The sequence below is a fragment of the Actinoalloteichus fjordicus genome (assembly GCF_001941625.1).
Taxonomy (GTDB): domain Bacteria; phylum Actinomycetota; class Actinomycetes; order Mycobacteriales; family Pseudonocardiaceae; genus Actinoalloteichus_A; species Actinoalloteichus_A fjordicus.
Genome location: NZ_CP016076.1, coordinates 1988059 through 2006770, shown reverse-complemented (window position 1 = coordinate 2006770; position 18712 = coordinate 1988059). Strand labels below are relative to the sequence as shown.

Below are 18712 nucleotides of genomic sequence, written 5' to 3'. Positions count from 1 at the left end.
ACGACGCCCCCGTATGCGACGATACGTGGGCAACCTACTCGATCGTGTTCGTGGTGGAGGGAACGTGGCCGCTCGTTCTGCAAGGTCCTCGTCGGCAGTGGAGAAGCGTCCCGCCACGACCGTCGACCCCCATGAGGAGCCCTCGGCCGAATGGGGCTGGCACGGCGGCTTCCCCGTCGGCACGCGGGTGGCAGGCTGGGTGGGCGCCCTCTCCGTGTTCGCCATGCTGATCGGCAACCACGAGGGTCACACCGAGGACCTCTGGCTGATCTTCCTCGGCGCAGGCATGGTCGCCGCGCTGATCTGGGACCAGGTCCGCCGCCGGACCTCCTGGCGTAACTGAGCCCGGCTCGGGGCGACGCACGGCGCTACCCGGTCACCATGCGCCAGGGATTGCCGGGAACGGCGTGCACCAAAGAGTGGTTCAAGCCACCATCGAGCTCATGACCAGCAGCGTTTCCGCTCAACGCTTGCGTCTTTGCGTCGTCCTCTGTTGACTTCTCCGCGTGCACTTCAGACGTCGACCCGCGCGACCCGCGCCCGGGTCGACGTCTCGGGCCGATGATGCCCCGCCGCGCACAGTCCCGTCCCGACTCATCGGGTCGGCAGCTCCCTCCGCGACGGCCGCCCGCCGGGTGGCTATGGGCAGTCCGCAAGCCCGTCGACGTCACCGAGCAGCACGGCGTCGTCGATTGCCGTCCATCCCCGCCGCGACGGAAGCTCGACCGGCCCGGCACAGCGATGGAGAGCGATCATGAGAGTCACCGACGAGCTGATCACGAACAACAAGGCCTACAGCGCGTCCTTCGGCCTCAAACTGCCGCTGCCGCCCGCCCTGAAACTCACCGTGGTCGCCTGCATGGACTCGCGACTCGACGTGTTCGAGATGCTGGGACTCCGCCTCGGCGACGCCCACATCATCCGCAACGCAGGCGGCGTGATCACCGACGACATGATCCGCTCCGTGGTGATCAGCCAACGGATGCTGGGCACCGAGGAGATCATCCTCATCCATCACACCGACTGCGGGATGCTCACGTTCACCGACGACGAGCTGAAGTCCGAGATCCTCGCCGAGACCGGCATCAAGCCGGAATGGGCCGCCGAGGCCTTCGACGACCTCGACGGCGACGTCCGGCAGTCCATCAAGCGCATCCAGACCAACCCCTTCATCGAACACAAGAACGTTCGAGGATTCGTCTTCGACGTCGAGACCGGGGCGCTGCGCGAAGTCGTGTGACGGCGCGCGGGCCGTCGAACGAGCGCGGGCTACCGCTCCGATCGACCGGGATCGGATGACGGCGGACCAGCGAGACGTTCCGTGCTGGTCTGAGCCTCGTATCCTCCCGGGTCGCGCCTCGCCGAACCCCGGGAACGCGGTCCGGCGGGCTCGGCCCGTTCTAGCCCTCGATCGGCCCACCGTGTCGCCGTGTGGACGTCGGCGATCGGCACGGTGGGCCGCTCAGCGGCGCGGTGAAGCGTCGGGGAACCACCGGCCGGGCGTTTCGGCAGGCAGGTTCCGCTGCCGGGAGGCCACGGAGGGGTGCCGCTCCGGCAGCCCGACGCCGCCTCGAACGAGCGCTCCGGCGCTGTGACTTCGGCCGGATGGACCCCGTCCCGTGCTCCGGCGCCTGCGAGTCCGTCTCGCCCGGCCAGGATAGGCAGGTACCGGGGTGGGATGTCGGGCCTGGTTCGTCCGGATCACCGGCCCGAAGCGGTCCTGAGGGCACAGGGCGACAGGCCCGCCGCACCGGTCAAGGAGGCGAGAGCCGGTGCGAAGGTCGCCCCCACAGTTCGAGGGGGCAGGCCCGGGGCACGACGTGCGTGATCCGCGACCCGTGCGCCCCGCTCAGCCCTCCGCGGCGAGCTGGCCGCAGGCGGCGGCGATCTCCTGTCCCCTGGTGTCCCGAACGGTGCAGCTCACGCCGCCCTCCTGCACGCGGCGGACGAACTCGCGTTCCACCGGCTTGGGGCTGGCGTCCCACTTGCTCCCCGGCGTCGGGTTCAGCGGAATCAGGTTGACGTGGACGAGTTGGCCCAGGTGCCTGCGCAGCAGCTTCGCCAGGAGGTCGGCCCGCCATGGCTGGTCGTTGACGTCGCGGATGAGGGCGTACTCGATGGACACCCGCCTGCCGGTACGGTCCGCGTAGTACCGGGCGGCCTCCAGCACCTCGGCCACCGTCCACCGCGTGTTGACCGGCACCAGCGTGTCCCGCAGCTCGTCGTCGGGCGTGTGCAGCGAGACGGCCAGTGTCACCTGGAGTCCCTCGTCGGCGAGCTTGCGGATCGCGGGAGCGAGCCCCACGGTCGAGACCGTCACCGACCGCTGCGCCAGCCCGAGCCCGTCGGGGGCCGGATCGCAGATGCGGCGCACGGCGGCAACCACCCGTTTGTAGTTCGCCAAGGGCTCGCCCATGCCCATGAAGACCACGTTCGACAGCCTGCCGGGGCCGCCGGGCATCAGCCCGTCGCGCATCACGGCCGCAGCGGAACGGACCTGGTCGACGATCTCCGCCGTGGACATGTTGCGTTGCAGTCCGCCCTGACCGGTGGCGCAGAACGGACAGGCCATTCCACAGCCCGCCTGGCTGGAGATGCAGACCGTCGCGCGATCGGTGTACCGCATCAGGACGCTCTCGACGAGGGTGCCGTCGTGAGCCCGCCACAGCGTCTTGCGGGTGGTGCCCTCGTCCGTGGTCACGTCCCGGACCGTGGTGAACAGCGTGGGCAGCAGCTCGCTGACCAGCCGTTCCCGGCTGGCGGCCGGGATGTCGGTCATCGACTCCGCGTCGGTGCTCAGCCGACCGAAATAGTGGTGTGCGAGCTGGGCGGCCCGGAAGGGCTTCTCCCCCAGCTCGGCCACGGCGGCCTTGCGGTCGGCGGCGGCGAGGTCGGCGAGGTGGCGCGGCGGCAGGCCGCGGCGCGGTGCGTCGAAGACGAGAGGTAGCGCAGTCATGGCGTAATCCAGTGTCCCACGGAGCGCGAGCGGCTCTCACCGGCCCCGACGTCGCGCTCGACGGGGTCGCGCATCGCACCGATCGCCTCGCGAGCAACCGCCGCCTCGCGAGCACCTCTCGTCACCCGACGACGCACTCATCCGATCGGCCCCGCCTGCATCACCGGGCACCCGAGTCAGGACGTCGGTCGCCCGCCCGGCAGCAGCACGGTGGCGGGCCGACGCCGCACATGCAGGCGGTAGCCGACGGGCAACGTCAGGCCCGGCGTCTGCGCGATCGCGCGCGCGGCCACCCGACGGGAGAACTCGATACGCAGGACCGAGCCCAGGCTCTCCCTGTCGTCGAACCGCCACAGCGTGTCCACCCGACGACAGTCGAAGCCCTGCGCCGCGAAGAAGTCCTCCACGTCGGCGGGCGAGTAGTCGGGCAGGTCGGCCCGCATCCAGCTCCCATAGGGGTGCCGCGTGGCGTCCAGATCGATGATCGCGATCGCCCCGCCGGGACGCAGCACCCGCTCGGCCTCCCGGAGTCCCGGCTCACATCCGGGACCGAAGAAGTACGCCGTCCGCGCGTGGACGAGATCGACACTCGCGTCCGGCAGCGGGAGGCGCTGCGCTCCCGCCGCCAGCACCCGGATCGAGTCCAGGCCTGCCACCCGCCGTCGCGCCCGACGGACCAACGGCGGATGCGGCTCAACGCCGACCACCGACCGCGCATCGCGAGCCAGCATCGGCAGGTGGAAGCCGTCGCCACAGCCCACGTCGACCACGTCGAGCCCGGCCCAGTCGAAGGCCGCCCGGAGCGCCACGAAGAGAGCGTGCTCGCGGTCCTGAGCCCGGTTCTCCACCTCGTAGACCCCTGGCCACCGCCAGATGTTCGGACTCGGCAGCACACCGGACGAGGACGGGCCGCCCGCACGCGAAGACCAGAACGCCATCAGGCGACGGGAATGAACCAGTTCAACAGCAGCCAGGCCACCATGGCCGAGGGCAGCAGCGAGTCCATTCGATCCATCAGGCCGCCGTGGCCGGGGAGCAGCGTGCCCATGTCCTTGACCCCGATGTCCCGCTTGACCAGCGACTCCAACAGATCACCCACCGTCGCCGTCGCCACCAGGGCGACGCCGAACAGGGCGCCGTGCCACCACTGACCGCCCAGCATCAGGGTGACCATGATCAGGCCTGCACCGACGCCTGCGACCAGCGAGCCCGCGAAGCCCTCCCAGGACTTCTTCGGACTGATCTGCGGTGCCATCGGGTGCCTGCCAAACAGCGCCCCGACCGCGTAACCGCCGGTGTCCGAGCCGATCACCACGAGCATGAAGGCCACCACCCGCAGGACCCCGTCTTCCGGGAGCACCAGCAGGGCGGCGAAGGTCGCGAACAACGGGATGTAGGCGGCAACGAAGATCGATCCCGCGACGTCGCGAAGATAGTTCTCCGAACCGCCCGGCACCCGCCAGAGCAGGCACGCCAACACGGTCAGCACGAAGGCCGTCAGCACGCCGTCCAGGCCATAGGGCCACGAGACCCACAGCATCGCCTGACCGCCCACCAGCAGGGGCGTCATGGCGACCTTCATGCCGCGCGCCCGGCGGAACGCGGTGGCCGTCTCCACCGTCGACACGGCCACCGCCGCGCCGATGACCACGAGGAACAGGTGCCGCGCCCACAGCAGGGACGCCAGGATCGCGGCACCGAGCAGCAGACCGACCAGTACCGCGGCACCGAGGTTCCGCCCCGTCCTGGACGGAGGCTTCACCGCCGGAACCAGGGCGGCGTCCTGCGTCGTCGACGCAGGAGACTCCCGCAGGATGCCGGTACCGACTCCCGGTGCCGCATTCTTCTCACCAGCCACCACCATCGACAGTCCTAAGAGCGCGGCTCGGTCGAATGTTCGATCAGCACGCCCTAGACCTCCAGCAGTTCGCTTTCCTTGTGCTTGACCAGCTCTTCGACCTGGCCGACGTACTTGTCGGTGAGGCTCTGCAGTTCCTTCTCGGCGCGGGTGCCCTCGTCCTCCCCCGCGTCGCCGTCCTTGACCGCCCGGTCGATCTCGTCCTTGACCTTCCGGCGGATGTTCCGGATGGTGACCTTGGACTCCTCGCCCTTGGTCTTCGCCACCTTCACCAGGTCACGCCTGCGCTCTTCGGAGAGCTGCGGGACCAGCACTCGGATGATCGTGCCGTCGTTGGTGGGATTGACGCCGAGGTCCGAGCTGCGAATCGCCTTCTCGATGGCGGTCAGCAGGCTCGCGTCGTAAGGCTTGACGACGACCTGACGTGCCTCGGGGATGTTGATCCCCGCCACCTGATTCAGCGGCGTCGGCGCGCCGTAGTACTCGACGACGATGCCGTTGAACATGTTCGGAGTCGCCCGACCGGTACGCACACTCGCCAGTTCGTCCTTGGCGACGGCCACCGCCTTCTCCATCTTCTCCTCGCCGTCGAGAAGAGACTCGTCGATGTCGATCACGGCTGACTCCTTACTATGCATAGCGGCAGTGGTGGGGCCCCGAGTGTCGATCTCAGCACGCTCAGTACTCCGAGCGCTCGCCAGGGGTGCTGACCAACGTGCCGATCTTCTCACCACGCACGGCCCGAGCGATGTTGCCCTCGTTGAGCAGGTTGAACACCAGGATCGGCATGTTGTTGTCCATGCAGAGGCTGAACGCCGTGGCGTCGGCGACCTTGAGACCGCGCTCCAGCACCTCACGGTGGCTGATGTGGCTGAACATCGTGGCCTGCGGGTCACGCTTGGGGTCGGCGGTGTACACGCCGTCGACGGCTTTGCCCATCAGCACGATCTCGGCGCCGATCTCCAGCGCGCGCTGGGCAGCGGTGGTGTCCGTGGAGAAGTACGGCATCCCCACGCCCGCGCCGAAGATCACGACCCGCCCCTTCTCCAGGTGCCGGATCGAGCGGCGGGGAATGTAGGACTCGGCGACCTGGCCCATGGTGATGGCGGTCTGCACACGAGTGTCGATGCCCTGTTCCCGCTCCAGGAAGTCCTGCAATGCCAGGCAGTTCATCACCGTGCCGAGCATTCCCATGTAGTCGGCGCGGGTGCGCTCCATCCCGCGCTGCTGCAACTCCGCGCCTCGGAAGTAGTTGCCACCCCCGATGACCACGCCGACCTGGACTCCGCCGCGCACCACTGCGGCGATCTGGGCGGCCACGGTGTGCACGACGTCGGGATCGACGCCCACGGCGCCGCCGCCGAACATCTCACCACCGAGCTTGAGCAGCACCCGTCGGAAGCCAGGTGCTGTTTCGCTGCGTTCGGTCAACGGTTCTCCTCCATGAGCCTGACTGACAGCCAGCGCCCTGTCCTCCGCCGTGACGGCGGAGGACAGGGCGCGCGGGGACCTCTCAGGCCTGGCCGACCTCGAAGCGCGCGAAACGCTTCACGGTCATGCCTGCATCGCTGAGCAGCGCCTTGACCTGCTTCTTGGAGTCCTGCACCGAAGGCTGGTCGACAAGGACGACGTCCTTGAAGAACCCGTTGAGCCTGCCCTCGACGATCCGGCTGAGCGCGGCCTCGGGCTTGTTCTCCTCGCGGGCCGTCTGCTCGGCGATCCGACGCTCGTTCTCGACGATGTCGGCGGGCACCTCGTCACGGGTGACGTAGCGGGGGTGCAGCGCGGCGATCTGCATCGCGATGCCACGAGCGGCCTGCTCACTGCCACCCTCGAACTCCACCAGCACACCCACTGCGGGCGGCAGGTCGGAGGAACGGCGGTGCAGGTAGACCGAGACCGGGCCGTCGAAGCAGACCACGCGGCGGATCTCGAGCTTCTCGCCGATCTTGGCCGACTGCTCCTGGACCAGCTCGTCGACGGTCCTGCCGTCGGCGATCGGAGCCGCCTTGAGCGCCGCGACGTCGCCTGCCGAGCTCGCCTTGGCGGCGGCGACGATCTGCGCGGCCAGCTCCTCGAAGGCGGCGGTCTTCGCGACGAAGTCCGTCTCGCAGTTCAGTTCGAGCAGGACGCCGCCGTCCGCCGCGACCAGGCCGTTGGCCGTGACGCGCTCGGCACGCTTGCCGACGTCCTTGGCGCCCTTGATGCGCAGGATCTCGACGGCCTTGTCCATGTCGCCGTCGGTCTGCTCCAGGGCCTTTTTGCAGTCCATCATCCCGGAGCCGGTCAACTCGCGGAGACGCTTGACATCAGCCGCCGTGTAATTCGCCATGGTGCGTCGTCAATCCTTACATGTCTGTTGTTGCGCGGCGAAGTCGCGCCAGGGGCAAAGACAGGGCACCGGCCGCACAGCCGAGGCGCCCCGATCCCGCACCGCGCGGGCGGGCCCGGTGGGCCCGCCCGCGCGGTTGTCGGGAGGTCGTCCGCAGTCCTGGAAGGCCTGCCGTGATCCCGTCCGCAGTCAACCGGCGGCGGGATCGAAGGCCGGGACTCAGGCCTGGGCGGGCTGCTCGGCAGGCTGCTCGGCAGGCTGCTCGGTCGCCTCGGCCTGGGGCTTCTCGGCCTCGGCGCCCGTGAGCAGCTCCTTCTCCCACTCGGCGAGCGGCTCGTCGGTCGCGCCCGGCTGCGGCTTGTCCTCGCCCTCGGGCGCGCTGTTGTTGCGACCGGAGCGAGTCATCAGACCCTCCGCGACGCCGTCGGCCACCACACGGGTCAGCAGAGCGGCGGAGCGAATCGCGTCGTCGTTACCCGGAATCGGGTAGTCGACCTCGTCGGGGTCGCAGTTGGTGTCCAGGATCGCGACGACCGGGATGCCCAGCTTGCGGGCCTCGCCGACGGCGATGTGCTCCTTCTTGGTGTCCACGATCCACACCGCACTGGGCACCTTCGCCATGTCGCGAATACCGCCGAGCGTGCGCGCCAGCTTGTCCTTCTCACGGGTCAGCATCAAGATCTCTTTCTTGGTGCGACCCTGGAAGCCACCGGTCTGCTCCATCGACTCCAGCTCCTTGAGACGCTGGAGGCGCTTGTGCACGGTGGTGAAGTTGGTGAGCATCCCGCCCAGCCAGCGCTGGTTGACGAACGGCATCCCCACGCGCAGTGCCTGCTCGGAGATCGCCTCCTGCGCCTGCTTCTTCGTGCCGACGAACAGGATCGAACCGCCGTGCGCGACGGTCTCCCTGATGAACTCGAAGGCCCGGTTGATGTAGGACAGCGTCTGCTGGAGGTCGATGATGTAGATGCCGTTGCGCTCGGTGAAGATGTAGCGCTTCATCTTCGGGTTCCACCGACGAGTCTGGTGTCCGAAGTGAACGCCGCTGTCGAGCAGCTGTTTCATGGTGACGACGGCCATAGCCGGTTCCACCTCGTATGGTCGGCGTGCTGGACTCGGCCTGCACGCACTGTCGGTTGTCGCGACGGACCGGGTGGCCCGCCGCCCTGGTGCCACGCGAACCACCCGGACCCGCACGGCGAAGAGAACCGCGTCAGGACCACCGGGCGCCCTTGCCTGGTCGTCCGCAGACGATCAGGCATGCGTCAGCACTGTGAAGTCGGCCTGAAGACAAACTGGCCGCACCCATCAGTATACGTCCCTCCCCCGAAGACCCCGAGGGCGGCTGACCATGCACACGAGGTTGTCCACAACGCCGAGTTGTCCACAGGCTCGTGCGATCGCATTGGCGCGTCACCAGGCACGGCGGGCAGCGTGTGTCGCATGTCCAAATCAGCCGTCAGGCCTGTCGACCGCCATCGGCGACGCCGTCCGCGTCGTCTCGGCGGTCTCGGCGGTCTCGGCGGTCTCGGCGGTCTCGGCGGTCTCGGCGGTCTCGGCGGTCTCGGCGGTCTCGGCGGTCTCGGCGGTCTCGGCGGTCTCGGCGGTCTCGGGAAGCATGATCGACGTGGACAGGCGGGCTGTCATCGCGGGCTGTTGTGGAGGGGCGTCTGGGCCGGGCTGATCCTGGTGTTGGCGCTGCCCGCGCCCGTGGCGGCGCCGATGCCGACCAGCCTGGGGCGTCAACAGGTCGCGCAGGCGGATGGCCAGGAGCCCTTCGTCTCGCCGTTGAAGACCGTCTTGACGGTGGTGCGTGCGTTCGATCCGCCGCCTCACCCCTACGGCCCCGGCCACCGTGGCGTCGACCTGTTCGTCTCGCCCGGTGAACTGGTTCATGCAGCCGGAGCGGGCACGGTGCGTCACGCAGGCCCGGTGGCGGGCAGGCCCGTGGTGTCGATCCAGCACGCGGCCGGACTGATCACGACCTATGAGCCGGTGGAATCGATGCTCTCGACCGGAGACCGGGTATCCGCAGGTCAGCCGATCGGCGAGGCGATGAGGGGACATCCCGGCTGCACCTCGGAGGCCTGCCTGCACTGGGGCGCCCGGCGCGACGGCGTCTACGTCGATCCGCTCACGCTGCTCGGTCGCCTGAGACTGCGGCTGCTGCCGTGGTGAGCGGCGGGCAATGCGGTGGCACGAGTTCGCACACGTCAGAGCGACACACCGACACACCGACACAAGCGGAACACCGACACACCGACACGGTCGGAACAGACAGCCGCACCGATTCCCACCGCAGCCACGCACCAGCCCCCTGAAAGACACACGCCTTCGGCCCAGCCCCCAACTTTGGAACCGACGAGACACTGCCCGGATTCGGGCCCGGACGCGAGACCTTGGGTTGCCCAGGAGGTCCAGGAGGCCCAGGAGGCCCAGGAGGCCCAGGAGGCCCAGGAGGCCCAGGAGCAGATCGAGCAGGACATCGTCATGTGACGTGTCAGCTGTCGTTGCCAGCGCAGTCTGCCGGTCCCTCCAGCCACGCGACCGCTCAGCCGCTCAGCCCTCGGCCGCTCGGCCGCTCGGCCGCTCGGCCGCTCGGCCAGTGGGAGTGGACCGCTCGGCCGGTGGCTGGTGGCCGGTGGGACCTGACTAGACCTGTTCGGCGAGCTTGGCTCGCAGCCGCAGCACCGCTCGGGTGTGCAACTGGCAGACCCGTGACTCGGTCACCCCCAGGACCCTGCCGATCTCGGCCAAGGTCAGGTTCTCGAAGTAGTAGAGGGTCACGACGACACGGTCCCGTTCGGCAAGCTGGGCGATGGCTTCGGCCAACTGTCGCCTGCTGTCCCGATCGACCAGGTTCGCCACCGGGTCCTCGGCCCGTTCGTCGGGCAGAGTCTCCGCGAGAGAGGCGGAGCCCCGGCCTGCCGCGATCAGCTCGTCCAACGCGACGACACTGGTGAGTTGGAGCTGAGCGAACAGATCGCGCAGCTCCCCGACGTCGATCCCTAGTTCCGTGGCCAGCTCGGGATCGCTCGCGGTGCGCTGCAGTTTGCCTTCCAGCCGCTCGATCGCCCGCTCCACGTCGCGAGCGCGGCTACGAACCGACCGGGGCACCCAATCCTGGGCTCTGAGGTCGTCCAGGATCGCACCCCTGATCCGCTGCATCGCGTAGGTCTCGAACTTCAGTCCACGCTCTGGTTCGAACTTCTCGATGGCATCGACCAGGCCGAAGATGCCGGACTGGATCAGGTCGGCCACGTCGACGTGGGACGGGAGCCCGGTGCCGACTCGGCCCGCCACATACTTGACCAGCGGGGCATAGTGCAGCACCAGGCGATCACGCAGCACACGTTGACGCTGGCCGCCATAGGCCCGCCACAGGGCGACGATGCCCGCCTCGACATCGGCACTGCGTTCCGCCGCATCCGACCTGGCGGTCGACGGCACGCGCTGTCGTGGACCTGCGGCATCGCGTGTCTGCGGGCCGCCCACCGGAGCTGTCCCTGGTCTACCCGAACCGGTGCCTCTCACGACATCGGTTCCGCTCGCGCGTCGCTCATCCTGGCGCACGGTGGCAGTACGGGAACCTCCCCCGGCATCGTCAGGAACGGGGGTGGGTTCGGTCATGGATCGCCTTCAGCCGTTCGACGGTGACATGGGTGTAGAACTGGGTAGTTGAGAGCGTAGCGTGACCAAGCAACTCCTGAACGCTGCGGAGGTCGGCTCCGCCCTCCAACAGATGCGTCGCCGCAGAGTGCCGAAGCCCGTGCGGGCCGGTGTCCGGCACGCCCGGCGTCGCCCGCAGCACCTCGTGCACCACGCGCCGAACGGATCTCTGATTGATCCTCCCGCCACGGGCACCCAGGAACAACGCCGCAGATGACGCCGATGTGAGCAGGTGTCCTCGGCCCGAGGACAACCACGCCTCCAGCGCCCGATCGGCTGGCAGGCCGAAGGGCACGACGCGTTCGCGGCCGCCCTTGCCTGACACCCTCAACAGGCGGGCCTGCCGATCGACGTCGTCAAGATCGAGGCCGCACAACTCCGCCACCCTTACCCCGGTTGCGTACAGCACCTCCACCACCGCGTGATCACGCAGCGCAACGGGGTCGGCCTGCGCAGCCCCCGCACCAGCGGCGCCCAATGCCACCTCGGCGTCGGCGGGCCGCAGGACCACGGGCAGCCGTCGACGCGGCGAAGGCGCTGACAGTCGCGGTCCGGGGTCGTGCGCGATCCGCCCCGCCGTATGCGCCCAGGACGTCAGGGCTCGCGCCGAGGCGGCCCGTCTCGCCAGAGTGGCACGGCTCGCCCCGGCACCGTGCTGCATCGCCAGCCAGGACCGCAGCATCCGAAGGTCCACCGCCGTCGCCTCGACACCACCGCAGTCCACCACGTGGCCGAGCAGGCTCGTCACGTCGCCGCGATAGGCCCGCACCGTGTGCTCCGACAGGTTCCGTTCCAATCGCAGATGCCGGACGAAATCGACGCACAGGCGCTCGAGATCGGCAGGCAGCTCGGTCACCGTCGATCGCGAGTCCCCACGTGGAGAGTCCTGCGCGGTCGGCTCCGTCATGCCACAACGCTGCGCGGCGAACGCAGCCACGTCAAGATTGATTTGGTCTCGGGCGTGTCTTCTTTCGGGTGGGAGACGGTGGATCGAGGCGGCGCGCGCCCGCCTCGATCCACTGCGCTGCTCAGTCACCGCAGGTCCGTCGTCAAGATCGTCCCGATCGCCTCCGTCGTCTCGTCCAGCCGTACTCGCCTCGCGCGGCCAGCCCCGCGAACTCCAGGACCGGCAGGATTGCCCGGACACTGGCGAGCTCGACTCCCGACCTGACGGACACCTCGTCCGCCGCCGCCCCCTTCCGGAGATCCAGCGCCTCGAAGACGCGCAACTCCTCCTCTCCTAGTCCGTCGGTGTCTCGGCTGGGCCGATCGCCAGGCGAGATCAGGTGGTCGCCCATCGGCCCGGCCGCCTCCGCGATCTCCGCCGTGCTGGTCACCAACAGGGCCTCGCCGTCCCGCAGCAGTTCGTGACAGCCTGCGGAGAGCGCCGAGGTGACCGGGCCGGGCACCGCCATCACCACTCGACCGAGACCGCCTGCGATCCCCGCCGTGTTCCTTGCGCCGCTGCGTCGTCCGGCCTCCACGACGACGGTCCCTGCGGACAGAGCCGCGATGAGTCGGTTGCGGACGAGGAACCGATGGCGAGCGGGCGGAGTACCCGGCGGGTACTCGCTGAGCACCGCACCGTCCCCCGATTCGACCGCCCGGAGCAGGCTGGTGTGCCCGGCCGGATACCCCACGTCGAGCCCGCAGGCCAAGACCGCGACGGTGGTTCCGCCTCCCGCGAGTGCACCGCGATGCGCCGCCCCGTCGATGCCGTACGCGGCACCGGAGACGACGGTGAATCCCCGCCCGACCAGGCCGTGACCGAACTCGGCCGCCAACTGCTCTCCGTACCCCGAGGCGGCTCGGGAGCCCACCACGGAGACCGCCGAGGCGGTCGACTCGGCCAGTCTCGGCGAGCCTCGAACCCACAACGCCAACGGCGGAGCCGCATTCTGGACTCCGTTCTGCGCCGCGTGTTCGAAGTCGGCGAACCGCTGTCTCGGCCATTGCTCGTGTTCCGGAACGAGCAGTCGAGCACCCATCGCATGGCCCGTTTGAAGATCCTGTTCGGCGAGCCGCAGATCGTTTCTCGCAGCAACCTCCTTCGCAACGTCTCCTGGCACCCGTCCGCCGCGTACCGCCTCGGCCGCTCTTTCCGCGCCGTGCTCGACCACGAACCTGGTGAGTGCCGGTGCAGGCGGTTCCGCCACTCGCAACAGGTATGCCCTGGCCAGCAACAGGGACAGCTCGCCGGGCGTCATGACGCAAGCCGATCGCGGAACTCCAGTGCCGCGGCCACATGCGAGGAGTCCGGCTGCTCCGCGCCTGCGAGATCGCTGAGCGTCCAGGCCACTCGCAGACAGCGGTCGGCGCCTCGGGCCGTCATCGCGCCGATGGTGAGCCCTCGATCAAGGATCTCCAGCGCGTCGCGGGGAAGCGGAAAGTCGCGGCGCAGCGCGGGACCGGGAGCCTCCGCGTTGCAACGCCAGCCGTGCTCGGCCCAGCGTCTGGCGGCCCGCAGTCGTGCCAACCGAACCCGTTCCCGGACCACCTCCGTCGACTCCGGCTCGTGTCCGGGGCGAACGGTCAGTCCGGTGACCGGACGCATCCGCACCCGAAGATCGACGCGGTCCAGCAGGGGCCCGGACAACCTGCCGAAATAGCGACGCCTGCTCACTGCGGAGCACACGCAGTCGAGGTCTCTCGGCGGAGCGCAAGGACACGGATTCGTCGCCAGCACGAGCTGGCAGCGGGCGGGAAACCTGGCCACGCCCAGACTGCGGGCGATCCGCACCTCGCCGTCCTCCAGCGCGGTTCGCAGGGCGTCGAGATGCTTCGCACCGAACTCGCAGGCCTCGTCCGCGAGCAGGACGCCTCGATGCGCCGAACTCACCGCGCCCGGCCTCGCCATGCCTGCACCACCGCCGACCAGGGCGGCCAACGAGATCGAATGGTGCGGCGCGACGAACGGCGGGTATCGAGACAAGGGTGCGTCGGCGGCGAGCAGTCCCGCCACCGACCGGATCATGGCGACCTCGATCGCCTCCTCCCTGGACAGCTCCGGCAGCAGCCCTGCAAGTCGTTGGGCGAGCATCGTCTTCCCGGTGCCCGGCGGCCCGACCATCAGGAGGTGATGGCCGCCTGCGGCCGCCACCTCCAAGGCCCAACGGGCCTCCGGCTGCCCCACGACGTCGGCCAGATCGCCTGCAGGCCTACGCGCGGGCGACTCGGGCTCGGTCATGGTGATCAGGTCGTCGGCCTCCCCTCTGAGCCATCGGATCACGTCGATCAGGCGCCGGGCGCCTCGCGAGACCACGCCCTCGACCAGCGCCGCCTCCGGCAGCGCAGCCTCGGGCACCACCGCCTCCCGGAGACCGGCCTTACGGGCCGCGAGAAGGGCGGGCAGTACGCCCCGGACCGCGCGCAGCCGACCGTCCAGCGCGAGTTCGCCCAGCAGGAGCATCCCCGGCAGCCGAACGGCAGGGATCACCCCGGCGGCCGCGAGGACGACGCAGGCCAGGGCCAGGTCGTAGCCCGCACCGCATTTCTGCAGCCCGGCAGGCGACATGCCGAGCGTGACCCTGGACCGGGGCCAGCTCTCGCCGCTGTTGCGCAGAGCAGCCTTGATGCGGTCCTTCGACTCGTTGACCACGGTGTCGGGGCGGCCGAGCAGTTTCACATCGGGCACTCCGGCGCCGACGTCGGCCTCGATCTCGACGGGCACGCCGTCGACCCCGATCAGCGCAACGCCCCAGCCGGTCGCGATGCCCATCACAACACCGAGCGCAGGTGGTGGAGGCGGACCGGACCGTTCTTCGGCCAGAGCACCGAGACGAGATCGAACCGGACGGACACCCAGCCGATGTGATGGACGCTCAGCCAGGCATTGGCGAGCCTGCGCAGCCTGCGCGCCTTGGCGTCGGTGATCGCCTCGGCCGGGCTGCCGAACTCCTCTCCCGAGCGTGCTTTAACCTCGCACACGACGACACCGCCGTCCTGATAGCCGACCAGGTCGAGTTCGCCTAGTTCGCAGCGCCAGTTGCGGGAGAGCAGCACGATCCCCTGCTGCTGGAGGTGTTCCGCGGCGAGATCTTCCCCGAGTCTGCCCAGCTCAGCAGGTGTCGACGGCACGGTGTGCTGGTGTGTCTGCGTGTTCATGACATCCCCTCGATCGGCTCACGAGCTCTGGGGCACACGATGTCGCGAGACCGGCCGACGAGACGAAGATGAAGATCCTTCGCTGTGGATAACCCCCGGCATGTGGACAACTCGTCCGCCGACGACGGCGTGTCGCGGTTCGCCGCGAGGAACTGTGCTACCGAGGAACATCAATGCTGGTGAACGCGGCCGATGGACGCGGTAAGGGCGGCGACGAGCCTCGGCGCCGAACCGGGCGCCGAGGCTCGTGTCATCCAACGGCTGTCATCCCTCGACTGTCACCCTTCGTCCGCAGCCCGTTCGAACGCCACGGCAGCGGCGCCGACGACCCCCGCCTTCTCGGCGAGCTGTGCGGGCCGCACGTCGACGACGTCGGCGGCCGGGCGCATGGCCAGGGCCCTGGCTCGATCCCGAACCGGGACGAGCAGCTGATCTCCGCTGCGGGCGACCCCGCCGCCGAGCACCACGAGCCGTGGTTCGAACAGGTTGACGTAGCCGGCCAGCGCCCCGCCGAGCAGGTCCGTCGTCTCCTGCCACACCGCCGAGGCCAGCGGATCTCCGGCTCGGGCCGCCCGTGCGACGTCGGCCGCGCCGATGTCGGTCAGCGCGGCGAGCGTCGAGCCGCCGCCGTCCTCGATCCGTTCTCGTGCCCTGGCGGCGATGGCGGTGCCGGAGACGTAGGCCTCCAGGCAGCCTCTGGCACCGCAGCCGCACGGTCTGCCGTCGGCGACGAGCAGGGTGTGCCCCAGCTCCCCGCCGTTGCCGCTGCCGCCCCGCAGGACCCGGCCGTCGATGACCACGCCGCCACCGACCCCGGTGGAGATCGTGAAGTAGACCAGGTCGCGGACGCCTCGGCCCGCGCCGTGGCGCCACTCGCCCACCGTGGCCGCCGTCGCGTCGTTCTCCACCCAGGTCCGAACTCCCAGGTCGGCAGCCACGAGATCGGCGAGCGGGACGTCACCCCAGCCGGGCAGGTTCGGCGGGTCGTGAACCATCCCGGTGCGGGCGTCCAGCGGTCCGCAGCAGCAGATCCCGACCGCGGTCAGGTCGGCGGGGCTCAGGCCTGCGACGGCCAGCACCTCCCTGGCCAGGGTGCAGAGCCGGGCGATCACCTTCACCGGCCCGTCAGCCGCGTCCGTCGGCACGGTGGTGAACGCCCGGACCCGGCCGTCCCGAGAGACCACCCCCGCCGCGAGCTTGGTACCGCCGACGTCGAGACCGAGCACGACGCCGTCGTCCGGTCGGGACGCCTCTCTCACGTGCCGCCCACTCGTGTCGGGCCCGGAGTCGTCGTCCCCGGCCCGCGTCGTCCCGACGGTCATCGGGCCACGAGTTCGTTCGCCGTGCGCAGCACGTCGGGTGCGACGAGCCGGTCGTGCGCGACATCGGCGAGGGTGCGCACCAGGAACGTCGTCGACTCACCGGGCAGCAGGGTGACCAGCATGTCGTCGACCTCGGCGTCCGGGGCGACCCGGTCGGCGAGGATCGACACGTCCCGAGCCAATGCCCCGGCGTGCACGCGGACCCGATAGCCCTGCTCGACCCGCTCGACCTCGGTCCGAAGCTCGGGTGCAGGCAGCGCGAGATCCTTGTCGGCCACGTGGAACCACGCTGCCCGCTGCCCGGTGTCGGCGTCGACGATCAGCAGCTCCCGCTCCGGATGCTCCGGCGCGACGTCGCCCGGCGCCAACGGCAGCGTCACGGTGGTGCGCGCCGACGCCGTCAGCGGGACCTCGAACATCCGCAGCACGGTTCCGTCGACGGCGAGACGTCGGACGGTCAGCCGCGCGGACCAGTCCTCGTCGCTGTCGTTCACCGCGACCGCGACCAGCCCGTCGTCCCTGGGCTCCACGGTGAGGAGGCGGTCGGCATAGGCGTTGCGCAACGCGTACCAGAGCGGCTTACGTCGGCCGTCGCCGTCGACCGCCGCCCAGGAGGTCACCGGCCAACAGTCGTTCAGCTGCCAGACCACGGTGCCCGCACACAACGGACTCAGGGATCGGAAGTGCTCGATGCCCAGTGACACCGCTCTGGCCTGGTTGAGCTGGGTCGCCCAGAACCAGGAGTCGAAGTCCGCAGGCACTCCGAAGTGCGCGGTCAGACCTCGTTCCAGCTTGGCGTCGCCGTCGGCCGCCTTCTGATGCACGATCATTCCCGGGCTGGTCGGGGTCAGCGGCTCGTCGTGGACGGCGCGCAACAGGGTCCGCATCGTCGGCGGCCCCTGATAGCCGAACTCGGCGACGAACCTCGGTCGGTAGTCGCGGTAGGCCGTGTAGTCGCGCGAGTTCCACACGTCCCACACGTGCATGCTGCCGTGTGCCTGCTCGTTCGGGTGGATTTCGGTGGTGACCGACCACGGGCTGCTCGCCGTGTAAGGCCGAGTCGGGTCCAGCTCGGCGACGATCTCAGGCAGCAGCTCCGTGTAGTAGCCGAGTCCCCAGGTCCGGTCGCCGAGTCGCTCCTGCCAGCCCCAGTCGTGCCATCCCCAGTTGTTCTCGTTGTTGCCGTTCCACAGCACGAGGCTCGGATGCGGGCACAGGCGGGCCACCGCCTCTCTCGCCTCGGCGACGACCTCGCTGCGCAGCGGTTCCTCCTCCGGGTACGCCGCACAGGCGAAGAGGAAGTCCTGCCAGGTGAGGACGCCCTCGCGGTCGCAGTGGCGGTAGAAGTCCTCGCTCTCGAAGATGCCGCCGCCCCACACGCGCAGCAGGTTGACACCCGCATCCTTGGCCTGGTCGATCCTGGCCGCGTAGCGCTCGGCGTCGATCCGGTGGGGGAAGGCGTCGTCGGGGATCCAGTTCGCACCACGCACGAAGACGGGCTTGCCGTTGACGACGAAGGTGAAACGGGTGCCGTCGGCGTCGGAGCCGGTGTCCAGGGTGACGGTGCGGAAGCCGATCTCGCCGTCCCAGGCGTCCAACTCGACGCCGGAGGCGGGTGAGCGCAGTCGCACCGCGACCGGGTAGAGCGGCTGGGCTCCATGTCCGTGCGGCCACCACAGCTCCGGGCTCTCCACCAGGATGCCCACCACCGCGGTGTCCTCGTCCTCGTCGACGGCCACCTCGACACGGTGGCCCGCCACCTCGACGGAGACCACCAACGGCTCGTCGTGCTCGCCTGCGCGGGCCAGTTCGACGTGAGTGATCACCCGGCCGTGGCCGTCCTGAACGTCGACCAGCGGGCGCACCTCGGCCAGGCGCGCGCTGCTGAACGCCTCCAGCGCGATGGGACGCCAGATGCCCGCCGTGACCAGATCGGGGCCCCAGTCCCAGCCGAAGTTGCAGGCCGTCTTGCGGATGAGGTTGTAGGGATGGTGGTTGGTGTGCGGTAGCGCCCCCGTCTCCTCGCGGACGCGTTCCACATGATCCACCGCCGAGGCGAAGGTCACCGCGAGCCGGTTGTCGCCCTCGCGGAGCACGTCGGTGACGTCGAGCCGGTGCGTGCGATGCATGTTCTGCGTCTCGCCGACCACCACTCCGTTGAGCACCACCGTGGCGATGGTGTCGAGACCGGCGCACACCAGTTCGACGACGTCATGGGCCTCGGCGGGGTGCCACGCGAAGGTCGTCTCGTAGCGCCAGTCGGTGCGACCGATCCAGGCGAGCGCCGCCTCGTTGTCGTCGAGATAGGGGTCGGGAATCAGGTCGGCTGCCAGCAGGTCGGTGTGCACGCAGCCGGGCACGGTCGCAGGCACCACTGCCTCGGCGATCGTGTCCGGGGCGGCGCCGCCGACGGCTCGCAGCGTCCAACCATCGTGCAACAGTGTCCGCATCAACTCTCCCTGGTCGACTTC

The 18712-nt window shown here is 69.5% G+C and carries 19 protein-coding genes; 4 read left to right on the top strand and 15 right to left on the bottom strand.

What is annotated here, in order from left to right; translation table 11 throughout:
• The first annotated feature begins 64 nt into the window (after positions 1 to 64).
• Positions 65 to 343: a DUF2631 domain-containing protein gene (locus UA74_RS09075; RefSeq protein WP_075739865.1), complete on the top strand. Its 279-nt coding sequence runs from the start codon at positions 65 to 67 to the stop codon at positions 341 to 343.
• Positions 344 to 754: 411 nt separating this feature from the next.
• A complete protein-coding gene (locus UA74_RS09070; protein ID WP_075739864.1) occupies positions 755 to 1240 on the top strand; it encodes a beta-class carbonic anhydrase in 486 nt (161 codons plus the stop codon).
• 609 nt (positions 1241 to 1849) lie between these two features.
• Here UA74_RS09070 and rlmN read toward each other — a convergent pair.
• The 8 genes from rlmN to UA74_RS31645 form a co-directional block, all read right to left on the bottom strand.
• Complete coding sequence (gene rlmN / locus UA74_RS09065) at positions 1850 to 2956, bottom strand: 23S rRNA (adenine(2503)-C(2))-methyltransferase RlmN (RefSeq protein ID WP_075739863.1); 1107 nt, start codon at positions 2954 to 2956, stop codon at positions 1850 to 1852.
• Positions 2957 to 3132: 176 nt separating this feature from the next.
• Positions 3133 to 3894, bottom strand: coding sequence for a class I SAM-dependent methyltransferase (locus UA74_RS09060; RefSeq protein ID WP_075739862.1), 762 nt, complete (start codon positions 3892 to 3894; stop codon positions 3133 to 3135).
• A complete protein-coding gene (locus UA74_RS09055) occupies positions 3894 to 4820 on the bottom strand; it encodes a phosphatidate cytidylyltransferase (RefSeq protein ID WP_083683045.1) in 927 nt (308 codons plus the stop codon). Before UA74_RS09055 ends, UA74_RS09060 begins: the two co-directional genes overlap by 1 nt.
• A 47-nt stretch (positions 4821 to 4867) precedes the next feature.
• Positions 4868 to 5452, bottom strand: coding sequence for a ribosome recycling factor (gene frr, locus UA74_RS09050; protein WP_075764216.1), 585 nt, complete (start codon positions 5450 to 5452; stop codon positions 4868 to 4870).
• A 40-nt stretch (positions 5453 to 5492) separates the two neighbouring features.
• Positions 5493 to 6245 carry a UMP kinase gene (gene pyrH, locus UA74_RS09045; protein ID WP_075739860.1) on the bottom strand — a complete coding sequence of 251 codons (753 nt, stop codon included), beginning with the start codon at positions 6243 to 6245 and terminating at the stop codon, positions 5493 to 5495.
• 82 nt (positions 6246 to 6327) lie between these two features.
• Positions 6328 to 7146, bottom strand: coding sequence for a translation elongation factor Ts (tsf, locus tag UA74_RS09040; protein ID WP_075739859.1), 819 nt, complete (start codon positions 7144 to 7146; stop codon positions 6328 to 6330).
• A 219-nt stretch (positions 7147 to 7365) separates the two neighbouring features.
• A complete protein-coding gene (rpsB, locus tag UA74_RS09035) occupies positions 7366 to 8226 on the bottom strand; it encodes a 30S ribosomal protein S2 (RefSeq protein ID WP_075739858.1) in 861 nt (286 codons plus the stop codon).
• A gap of 372 nt (positions 8227 to 8598) precedes the next feature.
• Positions 8599 to 8793, bottom strand: coding sequence for a hypothetical protein (locus tag UA74_RS31645; protein ID WP_198042971.1), 195 nt, complete (start codon positions 8791 to 8793; stop codon positions 8599 to 8601).
• Positions 8794 to 8802: 9 nt separating this feature from the next.
• On the opposite strand from UA74_RS31645, the gene UA74_RS09030 reads away from it, so the two are divergent.
• Entirely contained in the window at positions 8803 to 9324 is a 522-nt protein-coding gene (locus UA74_RS09030) for a M23 family metallopeptidase (protein ID WP_232237689.1), read from the top strand.
• A 174-nt stretch (positions 9325 to 9498) separates the two neighbouring features.
• Positions 9499 to 9642, top strand: a complete 144-nt coding sequence (locus tag UA74_RS31640; protein WP_157442196.1) for a hypothetical protein — start codon at positions 9499 to 9501, stop codon at positions 9640 to 9642.
• A 156-nt stretch (positions 9643 to 9798) separates the two neighbouring features.
• Here the strand turns inward: UA74_RS31640 and UA74_RS09025 are convergent, their stop codons facing one another.
• The 7 genes from UA74_RS09025 to UA74_RS08995 all read right to left on the bottom strand — a co-directional run bounded on the left by UA74_RS09025 (position 9799) and on the right by UA74_RS08995 (position 18691).
• The gene (locus UA74_RS09025; RefSeq protein WP_075739857.1) at positions 9799 to 10776 is read right to left on the bottom strand and encodes a FliA/WhiG family RNA polymerase sigma factor; all 978 of its coding nucleotides are present in this window, start codon (positions 10774 to 10776) and stop codon (positions 9799 to 9801) included.
• Complete coding sequence (locus UA74_RS09020; protein WP_075739856.1) at positions 10751 to 11722, bottom strand: tyrosine recombinase XerC; 972 nt, start codon at positions 11720 to 11722, stop codon at positions 10751 to 10753. Before UA74_RS09020 ends, UA74_RS09025 begins: the two co-directional genes overlap by 26 nt.
• Positions 11723 to 11864: 142 nt before the next feature.
• On the bottom strand, positions 11865 to 13022 hold the full coding sequence (gene dprA / locus UA74_RS09015; protein ID WP_075739855.1) for a DNA-processing protein DprA: 1158 nt from the start codon (positions 13020 to 13022) through the stop codon (positions 11865 to 11867).
• Complete coding sequence (locus tag UA74_RS09010; protein ID WP_075739854.1) at positions 13019 to 14533, bottom strand: YifB family Mg chelatase-like AAA ATPase; 1515 nt, start codon at positions 14531 to 14533, stop codon at positions 13019 to 13021. Before UA74_RS09010 ends, dprA begins: the two co-directional genes overlap by 4 nt.
• A complete protein-coding gene (locus UA74_RS09005; protein ID WP_075739853.1) occupies positions 14533 to 14919 on the bottom strand; it encodes a YraN family protein in 387 nt (128 codons plus the stop codon). Before UA74_RS09005 ends, UA74_RS09010 begins: the two co-directional genes overlap by 1 nt.
• 278 nt (positions 14920 to 15197) lie before the next feature.
• Complete coding sequence (locus tag UA74_RS09000; RefSeq protein ID WP_075743578.1) at positions 15198 to 16178, bottom strand: ROK family protein; 981 nt, start codon at positions 16176 to 16178, stop codon at positions 15198 to 15200.
• A gap of 59 nt (positions 16179 to 16237) precedes the next feature.
• Positions 16238 to 18691, bottom strand: coding sequence for a glycoside hydrolase family 2 protein (locus tag UA74_RS08995; RefSeq protein ID WP_075764214.1), 2454 nt, complete (start codon positions 18689 to 18691; stop codon positions 16238 to 16240).
• Positions 18692 to 18712: the final 21 nt, after the last annotated feature.